The 17,451-nt window shown below is 65.2% G+C and carries 8 protein-coding genes; 1 reads left to right on the forward strand and 7 read right to left on the reverse strand.

What is annotated here, in order from left to right; all coding sequences use genetic code 11:
- Positions 1-8: 8 nt before the first annotated feature.
- From IPG65_RS17010 to IPG65_RS17035, 6 genes are all read right to left on the reverse strand, one after another.
- Positions 9-710 carry a hypothetical protein gene (locus IPG65_RS17010; protein WP_293192091.1) on the reverse strand — a complete coding sequence of 234 codons (702 nt, stop codon included), beginning with the start codon at positions 708-710 and terminating at the stop codon, positions 9-11.
- A gap of 12 nt (positions 711-722) precedes the next feature.
- Complete coding sequence (locus tag IPG65_RS17015; RefSeq protein ID WP_293192093.1) at positions 723-1,688, reverse strand: hypothetical protein; 966 nt, start codon at positions 1,686-1,688, stop codon at positions 723-725.
- Positions 1,689-1,771: 83 nt separating this feature from the next.
- Positions 1,772-2,503: a hypothetical protein gene (locus IPG65_RS17020; RefSeq protein ID WP_293192095.1), complete on the reverse strand. Its 732-nt coding sequence runs from the start codon at positions 2,501-2,503 to the stop codon at positions 1,772-1,774.
- 292 nt (positions 2,504-2,795) lie between these two features.
- Complete coding sequence (locus IPG65_RS17025) at positions 2,796-10,793, reverse strand: SpvB/TcaC N-terminal domain-containing protein (protein ID WP_293192097.1); 7,998 nt, start codon at positions 10,791-10,793, stop codon at positions 2,796-2,798.
- Positions 10,794-11,494: 701 nt separating this feature from the next.
- The gene (locus IPG65_RS17030; RefSeq protein WP_293192100.1) at positions 11,495-11,920 is read right to left on the reverse strand and encodes a Gp49 family protein; all 426 of its coding nucleotides are present in this window, start codon (positions 11,918-11,920) and stop codon (positions 11,495-11,497) included.
- 85 nt (positions 11,921-12,005) lie between these two features.
- Positions 12,006-15,746, reverse strand: a complete 3,741-nt coding sequence (locus IPG65_RS17035; RefSeq protein ID WP_293192102.1) for an LPD38 domain-containing protein — start codon at positions 15,744-15,746, stop codon at positions 12,006-12,008.
- A gap of 72 nt (positions 15,747-15,818) precedes the next feature.
- Here IPG65_RS17035 and IPG65_RS17040 point away from each other — a divergent pair, with 72 nt between their 5' ends.
- Positions 15,819-16,046, forward strand: a complete 228-nt coding sequence (locus IPG65_RS17040; protein WP_293192104.1) for an AlpA family transcriptional regulator — start codon at positions 15,819-15,821, stop codon at positions 16,044-16,046.
- Here IPG65_RS17040 and IPG65_RS17045 read toward each other — a convergent pair.
- The gene (locus IPG65_RS17045) at positions 16,037-17,233 is read right to left on the reverse strand and encodes a site-specific integrase (protein WP_293192106.1); all 1,197 of its coding nucleotides are present in this window, start codon (positions 17,231-17,233) and stop codon (positions 16,037-16,039) included. The two genes, IPG65_RS17040 and IPG65_RS17045, sit on opposite strands and share 10 nt — an antisense overlap.
- Positions 17,234-17,451 lie beyond the last annotated feature (218 nt).

The following is a 17,451-nucleotide window of genomic DNA, read 5'->3' on the forward strand; positions in this document are numbered from 1 at the left end:
TCCTGTTTTCAGCTTGCATGCCGCCGAGTGAACGCCGCTTCGAGTGCCTGGCGACTGCGCAGCGCCCGCCACTCCACAAGCTCCGGAGGTCCGTCGTCGGGTTCTTCCAACGTGGCGGCGAGATGGCACTCGGCTTCGATCGCAAAGACGAGCGCTTGCCCGGGGTCGATGCGCAACTCGTCCGGAGCGATGGCCCGGCCCACCTTCGCGTGCAGCGGTCCGGAAGCGAGTCGCAACCCCTGTGCCGTATTGCGTGGGTCGGGGTAGTTGACGCGCAGCGACGAGCGGGCGTTGCTCAACAGGTTCGTGAGGAGGTACCGCCCAGGCCGCAGCGGCATGCAGGCGAAGTGGTCGCCCGGTTCGAGGACACGCGAATCCCAGAACGGATCGCGTTCGCTGCCGCGGAAAAGCAGGGCGAATCCGCCGCCGCGTGCGCTCGCGTCGTGGAGGTTGATCATGCCGCCGGGCGTCAGCAGTTGTTCGATCGCTGTACAGCAGTCGGTGTCTTGTGTCGGATGCCCGAGGTCTACGGCCACACGTGCCTGACCGCCATCGCGGAGGACGATGTCCACGGTCCTGATTGGAACGCGCCTGGGGCCATGAGCCTCCAGCCGCCAGTGCCCGGGTTCCCGCAGTGGATGAGTGATGGAGGCCAAGCCGGACAGGGCCGCACTGTCGAAGTTCGTCGTGATCAGCATGTTCGAAAGCATGGGACGCCTCCGTCAGACACCAAGGTCGAATTTGATGTGCAGCATGTCTGCATCGAAACCAGCACTCGGATTTAGGATGGCGGCGCGCGGCGCTTCCAGCGTGACCTTTGGACCGGCTGGCTGTGGATCGCTGAACCCGCCGAAGTCCACGACGTCGATGTCGAACGTCGGCATGAACCTGTAGGGGTCCGGGATCTCGAACATCTCCTTGTCGAGAACCGCGCCGGCGATCAAGCCAGCGAGCAGGTTCTGGATGCCGATGTCGATGTTGAGCGTCTTGGCCAGCCACTCCTGCACGTCGTCTTCGATGTCCAGCAGGTCGAGCAGCAGTTCGGTCAGCGTCGGGAAGCCGAGAATACCGAGTGCCGCGTCCAGCAGGAAGGCTGGTGGATTCGCGGCAATGTAGGACGCCGCTGCCCCCGCGATGGCTGCTTGCAGAATGCCCGGCAGCTTGCCGAAGGTGTCGCTGATCGAGATCGGATCGACGTCGATCGACTCGTTGTGCGCGACGAGCTTCAGGGTATCTCCGTCCTTGACCAAGCTGATCTTGAAGCGGCCGCTGACCTCGGTGACGACGTAGGGAATGATCGCGTTCAGGTTGATCGTGAGCGGCCCGATTTCCGGTGCGCCTTCAAAGATCTTTCCGCCCGGAAACTCCCAGGCGCACTCGCCGCCGATGAAGGGGATGTCCTCGGGAATGCGCAGGATGCAGAAGCGCCCAAGTTCGACCGTGGGAATGTCGAAGCCAAGCCTGATGATCAGCTTGTCCCAGGCGATCCTCAGCTCGCCGAGCCAGAAGGTGTTGGTATCCTCGAAGTCGATGTCACCAGCGCCTTCGACGTGAACCGCCCCCGTGACGCCGAACCAGATAGGCCCGAGCGAGGTGGATCCGTCGAACGGGAGCGCCAGCGTCGGCGCGATCCGGTTGAACACCGTTTCGAAGGCGGCTTCGGAGACAGCGAGCGATACGTCACTCATGGCGCCACCTCATGCAAAGGCCAGATCGAGCCAGACGCGCAACTCGTTCTGTTCGATGGCCGGGTTGTTCGGCAGCCCGCCCGTCAGCGTCGGCGTGACCGATTGGATGCCCAGCGTCTTGACCGGAATCGTCTGCAGGGCCAGCACCAGCTGCGGCAGGATGGCACCCCCTTGAGCATCGCGACGAGGTAGCACTCCACGGCCTGCTCCAGGCCGCCCGGCGAGATATCGACGATCTCAAGACCGTCCACCTCGAGCTTGATCTGCTGGCTGGACGCCGCACCGGTAACGACGAGATGCCCGACGGCAAAGATCTGAACGAGAAAACAATGCAGGCTCTCGACCGGCAGCACCGGCAGACGGGTGACCGGGATGTCGTGCGTATAGAAACGAATACCTGGTGTCTTGATCGCACTCGCCGGCACGCAGGCGAGCCCGAACTGGACCATGGCCTGGATCGCGAAGCGCTGGTCAGCGAGCGGCGGCGCCAGCTCGACAGGCAGTGCGACGGCGTCGCTCGGATGGAAGTCGATGTTCAGGTCGATCAACTGGATCGAACACGGTAGCTTCACCGCGATTCCGGGCAGTGGCAGCGGTGGAATTCTGCGGTAGCGCGGAACGCCGGGCGGCGGGGCGGGCGCGACTTCAGAGCAGATCAGCCAGTGATCCACGAAGCCGGTGACGTTGCCCGCATCGTCGGTCTGCAGCCTGATCGACGGGGCCACGTAGTTGAACAGGTACGGCGCCCGGGCGTGCAGGAAGTTGATGATGCGGTTGACGGCATCGTCAGTGATTGCGCCATAGAGGTCTGCCATGTGTTCCTCCTGATTCGTTGTTAGCGAGCAGTGCCAATGACCTTGCGCAGGACCGCGCGTATTTCCCCAGAAGGCATCGATTGCGGTCGGTGGGGTGATGGGGAAGAAATACGTTCCCATCCGCCCACATCCGCGCGTTGGTATCACATCGTTTGTCATTCCCGTCGTCCATCCCATCCAGCCTCGTTCAAACCGATGTAGGTTGGGTTGCGGTGAGCTTTCGAACCCCAATGTTTCCGTCATTTCCCGTGCCGCACGAGCTGTGGTTCCTTCGTCACCCCAACTACGCTTGCTATCGCTTTCGTATTGGCAATTGCGGCCCATTTGGATTCAACGAATTCCAGCGTCTTCTGAATTCGTTTGCCCTAGCTATGTCTCTCCCCTCCGAGCGATTGGTCGATCGGTGTTGTGGAAATAGACGTGGTTCATCCCCAGGATTTGATTGGGAATGTGGTGTTTGGTGCGCAGCGTCAATTAGCTTCGGATCTCCTTGATAGCCATGCTTTTTTGCCCGGTCCCGAAGCTTTTCCCGAATCTTTGGCGTGACACCGCGTCCCGACTTGGTTCCTTGTTCCCTTGGAAGTGTTTCCCACGCAGGCACTAAACGTCCTGGACCTCTTTTAGGCGAAGGCGAAGCAGGCGCGGGCGCTGCTGGATTTGAAGTCGGTGATGCGGCGGCGGAAAGTGCCGTGGTTGGCTCTGGCGATGGAGATTGTGTTGGCTGAGTGGAAGGCGTTTGCTTGGATGGCGTCTCCTGACCTTTTACCCCGCCGCCGGATGAGGGGTGAAAAGCAGGTATCGGCGGTGCAGCAACTGGCGTAGCACCAAGACGCGGGCCGCCAGCCGGGACAAGTTCCGGACTTGGCCCCGTCCCCGGCGGCCCCACCCGGCCCCGACTGGCAATTTCCTGTGCGAGGATGAATATTTCGGCCATCTTCTCCCCTCGTTTCCACTCTTTATTTTCAAAGGGGTCATCAGGTTCCTGGAAAGGTGCTCCGAAAACGAAATGCAAGAATGCTTTCCGGGCCGATCCCACCTCGAAGAACTTGGCGCCATAGACGGTTGGTGGGGGCTGGTTGGGGTCCGCTGGCTGTTCAGCGCCTTTAGCGCCCGGTCCAGATCGCTCCTGCTGAGGTCCGCCCGGGGCCAACTCCACCCAGTCGGTTCCAGCGGGATCGACAAATCGGACTGGATTTGGAGGATAAAGATACAGATTGGTGGCATCGCTCATCCCAGCCGGGTCGCAGCGTGTCCACCTGCCTAGCCACGCTGCGTAGTACCTCGCCCCGTGGTAGTACAGCCCGCTTTCCTCATCCCGCTCTTTCCCCGTATACCGATACCGCTTCGCCGTCTCGGTCTGGCTGCGTACCGCCTGATAGGTCGAGCTGCCGTAGGGCGTGTATTCCTCGTAGAAAACGATCTGCGCCTGCTCATCCAATTCCAGCACGGCCGAGCCCAGGTGGTTTCCGAACTGGTAGCGGATCAACTGTTTCGAACTGCCGTCCTCGATCTCATTGCGCGTCTCCACCAGTGCGATGCGCTGCTTGTCATCCATCAGGTGCAGCGTCTCGCGCAGCAAGCCGACGTGGTTGCCCGAATGGCGCCGATGGATCTCGAAGCCGCCCAGGTAGATGCGCTCGTCCTTCAGCCCGCCGCCATTGGCCAGCTCGGTCACCTTGCGCACCCGCTGCCCGGCCGCGTCATAGACGTACCAGGTGCGCTCGCCGTGCCGCTCGGCGCCATCGGCATCCTCATCGTTGACTTTCTGCCGCTGGCTCATCTGCAACTGGTCGCGGTAGTCCCACTGCATCGCCTGCAGTTGCGGCATGCGCAGCATGTTGCCGTGCGGGTCGTAGGCGTATTGCTCGGGCGGTCCGTTGCCGACGGTGGTGCGGCCCAGGCGGTTGCTGGTCTTGAGCGGCGCGCCGTCGTTGCCGTTCTCGATCAGGCTCGCCTCGTCGTAGGCGTAGCTACGCGTCCAGCCCGGCACCGCGGCGTCGCTGCTCTGGTGCTTCATCTGCTCGAAATTGCCGACCGCATCGTAGACGTAGCGCTCGGTGTAGGTGCCCATCGCGCTGACGTCGTTCGGCGCGAAGCGGCCGGCCGGGTTGGCGCTGAGGATGCCGGTGCGGCCGGCGTCGTTGTACGAATGCGGGATGGGCGCACCGCCCTGGCCCAGGTGCTCGCGGCCGGTGGCCTGGATCAGGCGGTAGAGCGCGTCGTAGGTGTACTCGTTGCTCGGCTCGACGCGGTGGTTCCTGAACCAGAGGGTCTGCTGCGCGTCGTCGCGGATGTGGGTGATGTTGCCGGCCGGGTCGTAGGCGTAGTGCAGGTTCTGCAGGCCGCGGGGCCTGGCTTCGGGCGGCTGCGCCGGCGCGGCGATGGTGGCGGGCGGGGGCGGGGCCGGGTTGTCGCAGTCTTCGGTGAAGGCCACGCCCTGGGCCGTGTGCGGGTCCACGCCGCGCCGCGTGTACAGGTGCGTCAGGCGGAAGGTCTGGGGGTCGTAGGCGTAGGTCGTGCGGATGACGGTGGGGCCGTCGGTCTTGTAGTCGATGCGGGTCCGCTGGCCCTTGGCGTCGTGGTCGATGTCGGCGACGCCAACCGGTGAAGGCGCATCGGCGTCGGGATCGATCAGCGCGGCGGGCTCGTCGCCGCGTTGCAGCCACACGTCCACCCGCTCCAGCAGGTTGGCTTCGTTGTAGCGTGGCTGGATGACGTTGAGCTTGGTGCCGGGCTGGTTGCTGTGCGGCGCCACCGACTGGATCACGCGGTTCAGCGCGTCGTAGCGCGTGGCGGCTTCGAAGGCTTCGACGTCGAGCGCCGGGCCCTGCGCCCAGTCGGGGATCGCCTTGGGGTCGCTGGCGAGGCGGCGCGTGCTGCGCAGCAGGTTGCCCTTGAAGTCGTAGGCTTCGATCGGCTTGCCGTCGGCGTCGAGCCGCGCGTTGATGGCGATGCCGGCAGCGTCGGAGTGGCGGAAGACGCGGGTGCGCAGGTTCAGCGCTTCGGCGTTGTCTACACTTTCGCCGTACTCGATTCGGTCGATCAGCAGCGGGTCGGGCCGGACCGTGCGCGGGTCGGAATCGGCCGTCGTGCCGCGCACGGTCTGCGCCACCGGGCGGCGCAGCGCGTCGTATTCGGTGTGGAACTCGTGGCCGCGGCTGTCCCAGGCACGGAGGGGCTGGCCGGCCACGTCGTTCAGCATCCAGCGCGCGCCGGCTTCCATGCTGAGCTGGTGGATGCGGTTGCCCAGCATGTCGCAGGCGTAGCGCATGACGATGCGGCCCAGTGGATCGCCGGCCTGCTCGATGGCGTCGCGCACTTCGCGCTGGTTGCCTTCGATGTCGAGCTCGACGCGGGTGGCGAAGCGCAGGTGCTCGCCGGGCTGGGCCGGGTCGGGGCCGTTGTCCGCCAGCGTCAGGAAGGGCCGGCCCAACGCATCGAAGTGCACCGTGGTGGGCGTGCCGGCATGGGCTTCCGCTTTCGTGGCTGCGTCGGTCTCGTTCTCGCGATCCTTCTGGTTGGGGTAGCGGGCTGCGAAGGCGGCAGCGTGCTCGCCGACCGTTCGCAACTCATGCCAGGTGGGCCGGTAGTCCGCTTCCGGCAGCCGGCCGAAGAAGCCGGCCACGTCCGGGTCGCGCTCCGGGTCGTCGGCGCGCACGGATTTCAGCGCCGTGTCGTTGACGTCCCAGGTGGTCTGCTGCCACGGGTCGAAAACCACCTTCTCCCAGGTGTGGTTGGGGTGCAGCGTGGCGACCACGCGGCCGACCGGGTCGTGGAACAGCCAGGGGCTGACGCCGATGCGTGCGTCGGCGTCGAGCATGTGTGTGTCGCTGAAGAAGGGCTCGAACTGGCGGACCGGCTTGCCCTTGTTGTTGAAGACCGTCCAGCCGCTGCCGACCCAGCGTGGATCTACGTCTTGGTCGGTCATCAGCGGCAGGTCGTCGGCGCCGGTGACGATGCTGCCGTCCGCGTCGCGCAGCGGCGCGGGGCCGGGTTCGGCCTGGATCTTCTTCTGCACTTCGCGGCCGAAGCCGTCGGAATAGCTGAAGCTCAGTTGAAGCTTGGTTTCGGCGCCGTGCAGGTCGCTGACGTGGGTCTCGCGCACGATGGTGGCCGCGCAGGCCGGTACGCGGTGCAGGTCGTAGAGGATGCGGGTGGTGGCGGTGCCGAGATGCGCATGGGCCAGCAGGCGTGGATCGTCGGCGTCGAACCAGGCCTTGATCTCGTCCGGCGCCAGATCGGCGTTGAAGTCGTCGAACGTGTCGCCTTCCCTGCTTTCCACCGGCACGCCGGCCTTGCCCATCACCGCGGTGCCGACCACCATGCCCAGTGCATCGAAGCGCAGCTGCGAGCGGTTGCCGTTGGGGTCGGTGGCCTCCACCGGCTGCAGCACGCGGTAGTCGTTGCGCGCCGCGACGGTGTTGCCGACCGCGTCTTCGGTGCGGACCGGCAGCAGGTCGTTGGCATCGAAATCAACGAAGGCGTCCTGGCCAAAGGGATCGCGGTAGCGACGCGGCAGGAAGAGGTGTTGTTGCGCTTGCGCCAACTCGGTGGCGGCGCTGTCTGCGGGATTCCTGCTGAAGAACGACAGACCCGACGGAATCCACCAGCAGTCGTCGGCATCGCTGGCGGGAAAGCGGCCATTCGCCTTGAGCGCCCGGCTTTGCACGTAGCCGCCCTCGTTCTGGAGCATTGAATCACTGACACGGTCGTCGAAGACCCTGGTGAGCAGGCCGGCGGTGAAGGCGAGCTTGTAGCTTTCGCCCGGCAGGGCCAGCGGTTCGAGGTGGCCGAGCGGCAGCAGGTCGCTGAGGTCGTCCTTGCGGTAGACGGTGCGGACGTGTTCGATGAGGCGGCGGAAGTGGTCGCTCTTCCGCTCCTCCGGCCCGGCCTCGATCTGCTGCCGGGCCTTGTCGAAGGCGAGGTCCTCGCAGGGCACTTCGTGCTCGCCGTCCCCTGCCCGATCGATGTGGCCACGCAGTGCGTCGAGGTCGAACAAGACCGTCGGACCGTCGTCGCTCCGCTCCTGGTCGGCCTTGCGGACTTCGTAGGTGCGTGACTCGGCGGGCAGGGGCGCGCGGTAGTCGTCGTTCTTGTCGAGGACGGGATGGGTGAAGCCGTTCTCGGTGCAGGTGATGTGGATCAGCCTCTGCTTCGCCCGGTCTTCCGCCTGCAGTGCGTCGCCGTCGGCATCGGTCCGGCGTCCGTAGCCGACGGCGGCCTCTTTCAGCACGTTGCCGTACTCGTCCACCTCCAGCGTCAGCGCATGCTGGATGCGCGGGTCAGCAGGATTGCGTTCGTAGTGGCAGTTGAGAGCCTCGCGTGGGTGGGTGAAGAAGACTGCATGGCGGTTGGCGCCCCTGGGTTGCAGTCGGCGGACCTCGAAGTTCTGCTCCGTGATGGTGTAGGGGTACGATTCCTTGTCCGAGCCGTCGAGCGCATAGACCTCCTGGCGCAGCATCGCGCCCTTGAGCGCGCGGCAGGCTTCGCGCTCGTCTTCCAGGCTCAGGTCCGGCGGCAGGACGGTGTCGTCCAGCCATTCGCCGCCCAGGCCCGGGTCGCGGAAGTATTCGCCCTCGAAACACCGCGAGATGCGCTGCCGGCCCAGACAGGCGCCGGTGTGGAACCAGGTCCTGGTGTGCACCGGCGGCACGTAGGAGGCTGCGTCGAGGTTGGTCGCCGTGGCTGACCCGGCATCGTCCGGGATCTTGCCGATCTCTTCCGTGTCCCACTGCTCGACCCTGCCGAAGCCGCGGAACTCGCGCTCCTCGCCGTCGAAGTGGCCATGGTGGTAGGTGTAGCGGGTGACGAAGCGGTTGCGGCTGACGCGGTCCCAGGTCTCGACGCGCTCGACCACGTGCACCGGGAACGGCAGGCGCGTGATCCAGGGTTTGCCGTCGCGCTTGTCCTGCAGGTAGAAGCGGGTCGAAGGCGCGTACTCGATGCGGGTCTCGGCGCCCAGGTTGTTCTTCGCCGCGACCAGCAGATGCGGCTTTCGTTCGCCCATCAGGTTGACGTAGCGCATCGGCCGCCTGGCGTCGCCCGGCAGGGGCGACGACCAGACCAGGCAGGCGGTGCCGTTGCCCAGCAGATCGACGGGCACGATGCTGACAACGTCATCGACGCGAGGGAACACCTTCAATTGATGCGGCTCGCTCCAGCCGTTGCCCGACTGGTTGAAGTACAGGCGCACGCCGTCGCGGTGCAGATAGATGATGTCGGTGGTGCCGCTGCCGTCGATGTCGGCCAGGCGGATGCGCTTGGGGTCGAACTGGTCCGGATGGTCGAACCAGGGCGCGTGGTCCATCGTCACCTTGGCGCCGAAGCGGCCGTAGCCCAGGTTGGGCCAGTAGCAGACTTCGCCGTTGCGGATGCGCACGATGTCGGTCAGGCCGTCGCCGGACAGGTCGGCAAGGTGGATGGACTGCGTGCCGTCGGCGAAGACGATGCGCGGGCCTTTCTCCTCGTCCAGCGCCTGCGCGACCCGGCGGGCGGGGCCGAAGCCTTCCTCGGCCAGCGAGGCGTGCCAGACGAAGGCGTCGTCCTCGGTGATCAGCACGTCGGCATGGCCGTCGCCGTCCAGGTCGACGAGCTTGAGGTTCGGGTCGCGGAAGTCCCGATTCAGGCGCGAGGTGAAGGGGCGGAAAGGCTGCCAACCGTCGGCGTCGTCGTGTTCGTACAGGCCCGGCATGGGGCCGTCCATGACCACCACGTCGGGCTGGCCGTCGCCGGCCAGGTCCATGAACTCCGCGCCGCTGCCGAGCGCGGCGTTGGGTCGGAGGGTGACGGTTTCCAGCGGGGCGAACCGGGCCTTCACACCTTCGCGGCCGTCGGGCCGCTTGTCCGGGATCGGGCTCAGGTTGCGCTTGTAGTACCAGGCGCCGGCCTGCTCGGTCAGCAGGCCCGGGACGCCTTCGCCGTGCAGGTCGGTCCAGCGGTAGGTGCTGCCGTCCAGGCCGATGGGCAGGTTCTCCAGGCTCTGTGGATCGACCTCCTCCACCGCGTCTTGCACGCTGGGCTCGGCGTAGTCGAACTCGACCGGCGGCAGGCTGCGCTTGAGGTAGCCGCCGTCGTCGCTGCGGCGATAGCCAGTCTGGGTGACCTTCTTCAGGAAGGTGTAGACGGGATTGCGGGCGTCGCCGGGATCGAGTTCGTCGGAATGGGTGAAGTCGGTGGAGCGCACGAGGCAGTCGGCGCCGACCCCGTCTTCGCCGGGGAAGTGATGGAACATCAGGACACGCCGGCACAGGCGGTAGGTGCGCAGCTCGAAGCCGGCGCGGCAGCTCGAGAAGGCGTCGGGGCGCGGCGGCCAGGGGTAGCTGGGCGCCCCTGAAGCCTCGGTGGCCTCGTCGTCCCGCGGCTGGGGCCGGTCCGCGTCGTGGTCGCCGTAGTCGAAGACGGCCTCGAACATCCAGCGGGCGCCGGCGATCTGCTCTGCGGAGAGCTGCCGCGGCCGGCGGCCTGCGTCGTCGAGCAGCGGAACCTGGTTGCCGTAGCGGATGCGCTTCAGGTAGCGGTTGGTGCCGCGGTTCGTGCGGTTGCGTTCGTGCGCCTGTGCCGTGTCGACGCCGGTGGCGTCCTCCTTGCGGTAGCCGTAGACGACGGCATTGCCCTTGTCGTCGCGCGTCTCGCAGATCAGCCAGCTGAAGACCCGGTGCGGATCGCTGCGCAGCGGCAGCGGCGCGGGCGGGTTCGCCGGGACGAGATCGGCGATGCGGGAGTTCTCGTCGCCGCCGTAGAGGGTGAGGATGTTGTCCTTCGAGATCGAGCGCCAGTGGACATCGCCGTCGTTTTGGCGGGTCCAGCGCTCGATGCGGGCGAACAGGCCCTCGACGCGCGGCCGGTAGCGGTGGATGGTGTAGCCGGCAACGGTGTCGCGATCCTCATGCCGCTTGCCGTCCAGTCCGAGCAGCGGCACCAGGTCTTCCGCACCGGACAGGACGAAGACGTCGGATTCCGCTGCGTCGTTGTACTGCGGCAGGCCCTTATCGGTCTTGCGGGTGATGGACGGAGCGGAGAGCGACCACCCGAAGCCGAACGGGCCGTTGCCGGCGCCCGAGTCGTAGGACAGCGAGAGCTGCGGGCCGAAGCCCGAGCGGCCCGGGCTCGTGGCAATGGGCACCGACATCGAGCCGGTGCCGGTGACGGGGTTGGCGGCGAACTTCTCGCCAATGCCGCGGATGGCGCCGCCGCCTTTGGGCAATTGGATCGCTGGGGCGGAGGATGCAGATTTGGAGGGTGATTGCTGGCCCTGGTCGGCCAGCGAGCGTTGTCCGTCTTCGGGTCTCATCGGGCACCCCCACAGACATCACAGGCGACGATCCTTGAGCCGTTGCGCGAGTCCCGATCTCCGCGGAAGAAGGCGGGGGCGTCACGGTCCACTTGTTGCTGAAGAGGGTCTTCGGCGCGCGCCGAAAGTGAGTGCGCGCGGGAAACCGGCGCACTACCCCTTGTCGCCACTTCAGTTGAATCCATGGACGGCGTTGAACTGACCATTGCCAAGCCCCCTCGCCGGTCAAGCGCACACACATATGACGCACTCTTGCTCTACATGCCGAACGAACCTCAGATAGGCGCGAAATACTTCGCTTCAAAACAACTTGCGTTCCTGATCGACCACGTTTTCCTGTCTTGCAGTGCCTCGTCGCCCATCAATGGAGATGAATCAATGGAGACGGTTGTCGTCTCGCGCTGCCTATTCTCAACTCCGCAGTCACCTTTTTCAAGTCAGGCTGAGACGGCACTTGATCCGCGGCAACTCTCGTCGCCATCATGACCATCGCGTACACACCCTGTTGGCGTGCATCCATCTCGCGCCTCGTCGGTATGTGCGCACTGGTTGACGTGGTACTCGCCATGGTCGGTGGCTGCCTCTAAATTATTGATTTAAATAAACAATCTCCAAACCCCTCACCCACTCAATTGTTGATAAGGCCGAAAAGGCCAGTATTCATGCGGGTTTCACGGCCTCGCTGGTTTTGATGCCAGCATTCATGCCATCACAGGCTTAGACGCCGCCAGCTTGTCACGCAGGCGGAAGCCAAGATGGCTCCACACCTTGTTCACCGCGTTCTCGCGCGCGATCTTGCGGCCAATCTCGGCGTTGAAGTTCTCCGGGCTGGCGCAGGCGCTCTCGCCGGTCACGGTGAAGCCGTTCTTCAGGCGCAGCACGCAGAATGTCAGAAGGCCCAACGATTTGAGGTCGGCATCGGCAACAAGCGGCTTTTCACGGCCTTCATAGGTTCCGGCTTCAATGGCACCATTGCGACCGTCGGCGGCTGTGAAGTAGTGCTCCGCCACGATCTCCGCCTCCACGTTCGCAAGCGTCACGCGCGGCGCGGTGGACTTGGCCGCGATCTCGCGCTCCAGGGAGTCGGGGCCGGGGTCGATGACGGGGAGCGCAATGGTGTCGGTCATGGGTTTCCTTCAGGTGTTCCAGCATCCGGCTGGCTCGGGTTGAAGCGCCGGAACGTATTCCGACGTTGGCCCCTGTCAACCCCGCTCACCCCACTCGCGCCGCCAGCTCATTGAACTGCTCCATCCGCCGCATCATCCGCAGCTCCGTGGCGTGGATGACGCCCTTGGGCGCCCCCTCCTGCTCCAGCTCACGGATGCGTTCGCGCATATCCTTCACCTGTTTCTGCGCCGCGCGCGCGACAAGGGCCAGCCGGGCCTGGGGGTGCTCGCGGGTGTAGTCGTTGGCCTCGGCCGCCTTGCCCTCCAGCCGCAGACCCTTGGCCTGCTCGGCATGGCGCGCCACCTCGTCCAGGCGGCGGTAGAACGCCGACTGCCTGGCGCTCGGGCTGTCCGCATTGCCATGGAAGCGCCCCAGCACCGGTATTTTGTGCGCCGGCACATCTTTGCCCTGCGCCACGCCCACCACCGTTTGCTGCAGCTTCGACGCCTCGCGCCCCACCCCGCCCGTCACCTGGCCCACCAGGTAGTCGATCTGGTCCGGCGTGGGCGAGAACGCCCCGCGCACGTGCCGCGTGCCGCCGCTCAGGTAGTTGATGGCCTCCGACATCCACAGCGCCGGCAGCGATGCCGTGTCGCGCGCCAGCGCATGCCCCGGCGTCAGCTTGTTGAACGACTCCTTGGCGATGGCCCGGCCGGCAAAGTCCTTGTTCTCGGCCAGCGCCGCGAACGGGTCCAGCACCGTGGGCGCCAGCGACTGCATGCTCAGCCCCGCGTTGCCCATCGGGTTGAACGTGTCGCTGAACAGGCTCAGCAGCTTCACCACATGCTCGGCCGGCTTGTCGAAACCGCCCAGCGCGAACTCCACCGGAATGCGCCCCAGGTTCGGCAGCACATGAAAGCCCAGCGGCATCGGAATGGTGATGTACTTCTTGCCCCCGGTCGGGATCACCAGGTTGCGCTCGCGGATAAAGTCCGGCGGCTCCTCATCGTCAAACCCGGCCGCCGCCAGCATCAGCGCCTGCGCGCCGCCCAGCAGCACGCCGCCGGCCACGATCTTCTGGCCCACGGCCGACAGACGCAGCGTCTTGGGCTTGCCCGGCTCCATGTCGAACAGCGTCTGGCCAATGCGCGCCGTGCCCTGCACGCTGGCGTTGAAGAACGCATACAGCGCGCCCACCTGCTGCGCCGACTGCCCCTTGCGGTTGAAGTTCGTCGTCAGGTTCTTGGCCAGGCTCGCAGCGCGCTCCTTGCTCATGCCCGCGTCCAGCGCCGTCTTGTAGGCCGCCAGGCGCACGCCGTTCTCCATCGCCGTGTTGTAGTCGTCCAGCAAGGCCAGCACGGGCGACATGACTTTGCGCACCATCTCCATCGGCACCTTCAGCCGACCACCCGCCGAGAAGAACCGGCCCCAACCCGTCTCAGACCAGGCGCTCGGGTCAAGGGCTTGCGCCAGCGCCTGCCCACGGTCTGCGTTGGTGCGGAACTGGTCGCGGTAGCCCGTCTGGCCACCCACCTGCTGGAATTCCTCCCACAGCACGCTCCATGCCTGCGACTCCTTGATCGCCCACTTCCGCCCCTTGCCCTCCACCGCAAAAATGCCACGCAGCGCCGAAAGCGCCTGCCCCAGCACCTCGCGCTGCTTGCCCGCCAGCTCGGTCGAAGCCAGGTTCAGCGCCGCCCCCTGCACGTCGCGCGCCAAGTTCGTGATGCCGAAAATCGGGTTGTACTGCGTGTTGATCGCCGCCAAGAAGCGCGTCACCTTCGCCGTTGCGCCCAGCGCCCCTTCCAGTTGCGCCGCGTCCAGGTTCTTCAGCGCCTGCGCCATGCGCAGCGCACGCGCGTCGTCCTCGTTGAAGATCACCGCATGCTCGGCCACCACGCCGTTCTTGCCGGGGATCTTGGCCACCACCACGTTCTCGCGGCTCTTGTACAGCGGGTCGTGCTGGGTTTCCACCTTGCCGTTCTTGCCCAGCACCTGGCGCGTGGGCACCACGTCCACCTTCCACAGGTCGGACGGGTTGTCCTTGGCCAGCCCCACCAGCGCCGCCGCCACGCGGTTCTTCTCGCCGCGCACGATGGCGCGCTCGCGCTGCTGGGCGATGTTGGCCATGATGTCCACCACCTTGCGCGTCGAACCGGTGCGGCCCTTCGCCTCGCGCCCCTTGATCGAGAAGCCCTGCCCCGTGCCCAGGCCCGCCATGCCGTCGCCTTCGCGCTCGCGCATCAGCGGCACATAGTTGGCGAAGGTCTTGGCCCAGCCATCCACCGTCGCCTGGCTCTCCAGCCCATAGTCCACAAAGGCTTGGCGCGTGCCCGCGATGATCTTGTCCACCATCGTCGCCGCACGCTCCAGCTTCGCGCGCTGTGCGGGCGCCAGCGCCTTCAGCACCGCATCCGCCTCGGCATTCGTCATGCCCGAGCCGCCATCGGGCAAATCGGGGTTGCGCTCGGCAATCACCCGGTTGGCCTCCCTGGCATGGCGCGCGTGCAGGTATTCCTCCACGTCCGGCATTTTTAAAGCGGCGGATGCCATGTACTGCATCAGCGGCTCAATCTCCTGCGTCACGAAGTCCTCGGTGCGCTTGGCCGCGCGACCGTGGTACAGCTCCTCTTGCAGGTACACGTCCAGGTCGTCGCCAATCGCCTTGCCCGTGGCGCGCACGCTTTCGAGCACCCGCTTGGTGTCGACGTGCTTGTCCTGGAGCTTGTAGGTCAGGTCATCCCATGTCGAAGCCGATGGGGTCTGCCAGTCGGCGGCGTCGGCGCGGGCGGGCTTGGCGCGGCTGAAACTCACATCCCGATTGACAACATCGGCCTCCGTCGCTACATTGCGTGCCTGCAAGCCCTTGGCGGTTTGGAATTCCCCAGGCAATTGGAGCCTGGTTGAGCCAAACCACCCAGGGCTTTGCTTTTTGTCGATGTATCGCAGATGCCCCGCCTTCAGCCAGCGTTGAATGGCGTTCAGGTCATCCTTCGGGTACAGGCTGGGCACGAAGTTAAAGGATGCGCCGCCCGTCACCTGCTCCGGACTGATGGCGACGATCAGCGGCAGCCCGCGCACCATCTCCGAAGTCACGGCCACATAGCTCCCTGGCACGGTGTCCGACTCGAACACCATCACCGGGGCGTCGAGCAGATCCGGCAACTTCTTCAGCACGGATTTGGTCACCCCGTGGTCAAAAACCACTTTCGACAACACGCGCGCCGAAGTCCGCAAATTGCCAGCAGGAATCCCTGCTGCCTGCAAAGTGGGCGATGTGGTTCCCACCGACACATGCGCGCGAGGCAGCGGATCACCCTTCATGGCAGCACTCACCACGTCGTCCACGGCCTGGTTGAACCCAGGGGCTCGCGCGAACGCCGCCGACTCGGAATTTGCCGCAGAAGCGCCCCGCTCCACAAACCGCCGCGCCGGCAAGATGAAGCTGCGCACGATCTCCGCGTCCGTCACCGCCATCTGCTCGAAGCCCGGCACGTTCTCGCGCAGCCAGGTGCGGATCGCCGCCACCGCCTGCTTCACCCAGCCCAGCTCCGGCGTGTTCTGCGCCCACTCGGCCAACACCTCCTCGGCGGCCTGCTGGCGCTGCGCCGGATTGTCGAAGTCCAGCCCGTATTGCTCCGCCTTCTTGCGCACCTCGCCCCGGCGAACCACGGCGATCTTGTCCAGGATGGTGCCCAGCTCCTTCCCGAAAACACCCCGCAAGCCGTAGTGGCCAAGCGATTCATGGAACAGCACGCGCGCCACATCCTTGGACGTGGGCAACGGAAAGCCCGGCGAGGGCATCGTCATCCGGGCTATGGATTCGTCCTGGTCGTTCAAGGCCATCAACCTGCTCTACAAAGACTGAGCCAACCAACACCAGCCGCCCACCGAGGCGGCTTTTTCATGGAGCGACACATGACCCAAGAAAAACCCGTGACGCTGATCCGCACCAGCACCCTCCTTCAGCGCGTCCCTTTCACCGCCCGGCACATCCTGAACTTGGAGAAGAAGGGCCAGTTCCCGAAGCGCCGCCAGTTGGGTGCCCGCTGCGTGGCCTGGGTTGAATCGGAGGTGGATGCCTGGCTGAAGGCGCGCCAGCAAGGCGCTGCCGCCGCCCCCTTCCCTGCGGTGGATCAGTCTTGAGCCGCCACCCAGCGGTCAATCATGTCCGCCCAGTCCTGCATCATGGCCGAGCGCTGCTCGCGGTACTCGGCCTTGTTGTAAACCGCGCGCACGCCCTTCTGCTCATGGGCAAGGCACTTCTCTATCCAGTCGGTGTTGAAGCCCGCTTCGTGCAACTGCGTGCTGGCCGTGCGGCGCAGATCGTGGGGGCCAAACTTCTCCAGCTTGTGCCCCTCCTTCTGCGCCAGCTTGTAGGTCAGGGTCATGACCTGGTTCAGTGTGGCGCTGCTCATGTGGTGGTCGATGTCGTAGCGCGAGGGCAGGATGAAGCGCGAGCCACCGGCCATCGTCTTGAGCGCCACCAGGATGTCCAGCGCCTGCCGCGACAGATAGACCACATGCGGGTTGCGCCGCTTCATCCGCTCCTTCGGGATGACCCATGTGCCTTCGGAGAAATTCACCTCAGCCCACTCGCCCTTGGTCATCTCCCCCTTGCGCAGCATCGTCAGCAGCAGCAGCTTGGCCGACGCGCGAATGCTGGGCGACGTGCCGATGCGATCCATGAACCGGTAGAACAGCCGGATTTCCTCTGGCGACAAGGCACGGTCTTTCGGCTCGAACCGGGCGATGCTGGTTGGCGACACCAGGTCAGCCGGGTTGGGTACCTGCTGACCCTTCATGATGGCGAACTTGAACACCAGCATGACAATCTCGCGCGCATGCACCGCCGTGGCTGGCGCGCCGCGCGCCACGATGCCGCCAGCCATCATCCGCACATCCTCGTGCGTGATCTCCGTCAGCTTCACATTCCCAAACTTCGGCTTCACGTCCCTCACATAAACGGAACGCCGCATGTCCCTCGTGCTGTCTGCCATCTGGTGCAGTTCCAGCCACTTCTCCGCCCACGCGCCGAACGTCTCTCCGGCGTTGATCCGGGCCTTCTCCCTCGACTTCTCCCGCGATGGCGACTTGCCAGCCGCAATCATCTTCTTGGCTTCGTTCAGCTTGTCCCTGGCCTCGCCCAGCGTCAGGCCATCCGCGCCGTAGCGCCCCAGCGTCAACGTCTCCTGACGCCCGTTGATCCGGTAGTTGTAGCGGAAGGACACCGCCCCCGCTGGCGTCACCGCCACGTAAAGGCCGTCCCGGTCAGGCACCTTGAACAGCTTGCCGGTCGGCTTGAGCGCGCGCAGCTTGGTATCGGTCAGCATCGAGTCCTCCTGAACCCTGTCGCAATACCATCACTCCAGAATGCCCCTCAGAATGCGCGGTATCACGTTTTAAATCAACAAGTTACAATTCTTCGATGCCATCAACATCAGCGCGCATGGGTGATGGTATCGACGGCTCTGATGGTATCGCATATGGAATATGCCAGCGCAAATGCCATTCAAAATCGGGTTCTTGGTCGTTCTCGATAGTTCCTGTC

The organism is Ottowia sp. (assembly GCF_016703145.1).
Classification (GTDB): Bacteria; Pseudomonadota; Gammaproteobacteria; order Burkholderiales; family Burkholderiaceae_C; genus Ottowia.

Bases quoted from the DNA above. Each gene is read 5' to 3' on its own strand.
- IPG65_RS17010 (WP_293192091.1), bottom strand. From the start codon at position 710: ATGCTTTCGAACATGCTGATCACGACGAACTTCGACAGTGCGGCCCTG.
- IPG65_RS17015 (WP_293192093.1), bottom strand. From the start codon at position 1,688: ATGAGTGACGTATCGCTCGCTGTCTCCGAAGCCGCCTTCGAAACGGTG.
- IPG65_RS17020 (WP_293192095.1), bottom strand. From the start codon at position 2,503: ATGGCAGACCTCTATGGCGCAATCACTGACGATGCCGTCAACCGCATC.
- IPG65_RS17025 (WP_293192097.1), bottom strand. From the start codon at position 10,793: ATGAGACCCGAAGACGGACAACGCTCGCTGGCCGACCAGGGCCAGCAA.
- IPG65_RS17030 (WP_293192100.1), bottom strand. From the start codon at position 11,920: ATGACCGACACCATTGCGCTCCCCGTCATCGACCCCGGCCCCGACTCC.
- IPG65_RS17035 (WP_293192102.1), bottom strand. From the start codon at position 15,746: ATGGCCTTGAACGACCAGGACGAATCCATAGCCCGGATGACGATGCCC.
- IPG65_RS17040 (WP_293192104.1), top strand. From the start codon at position 15,819: ATGACCCAAGAAAAACCCGTGACGCTGATCCGCACCAGCACCCTCCTT.
- IPG65_RS17045 (WP_293192106.1), bottom strand. From the start codon at position 17,233: ATGCTGACCGATACCAAGCTGCGCGCGCTCAAGCCGACCGGCAAGCTG.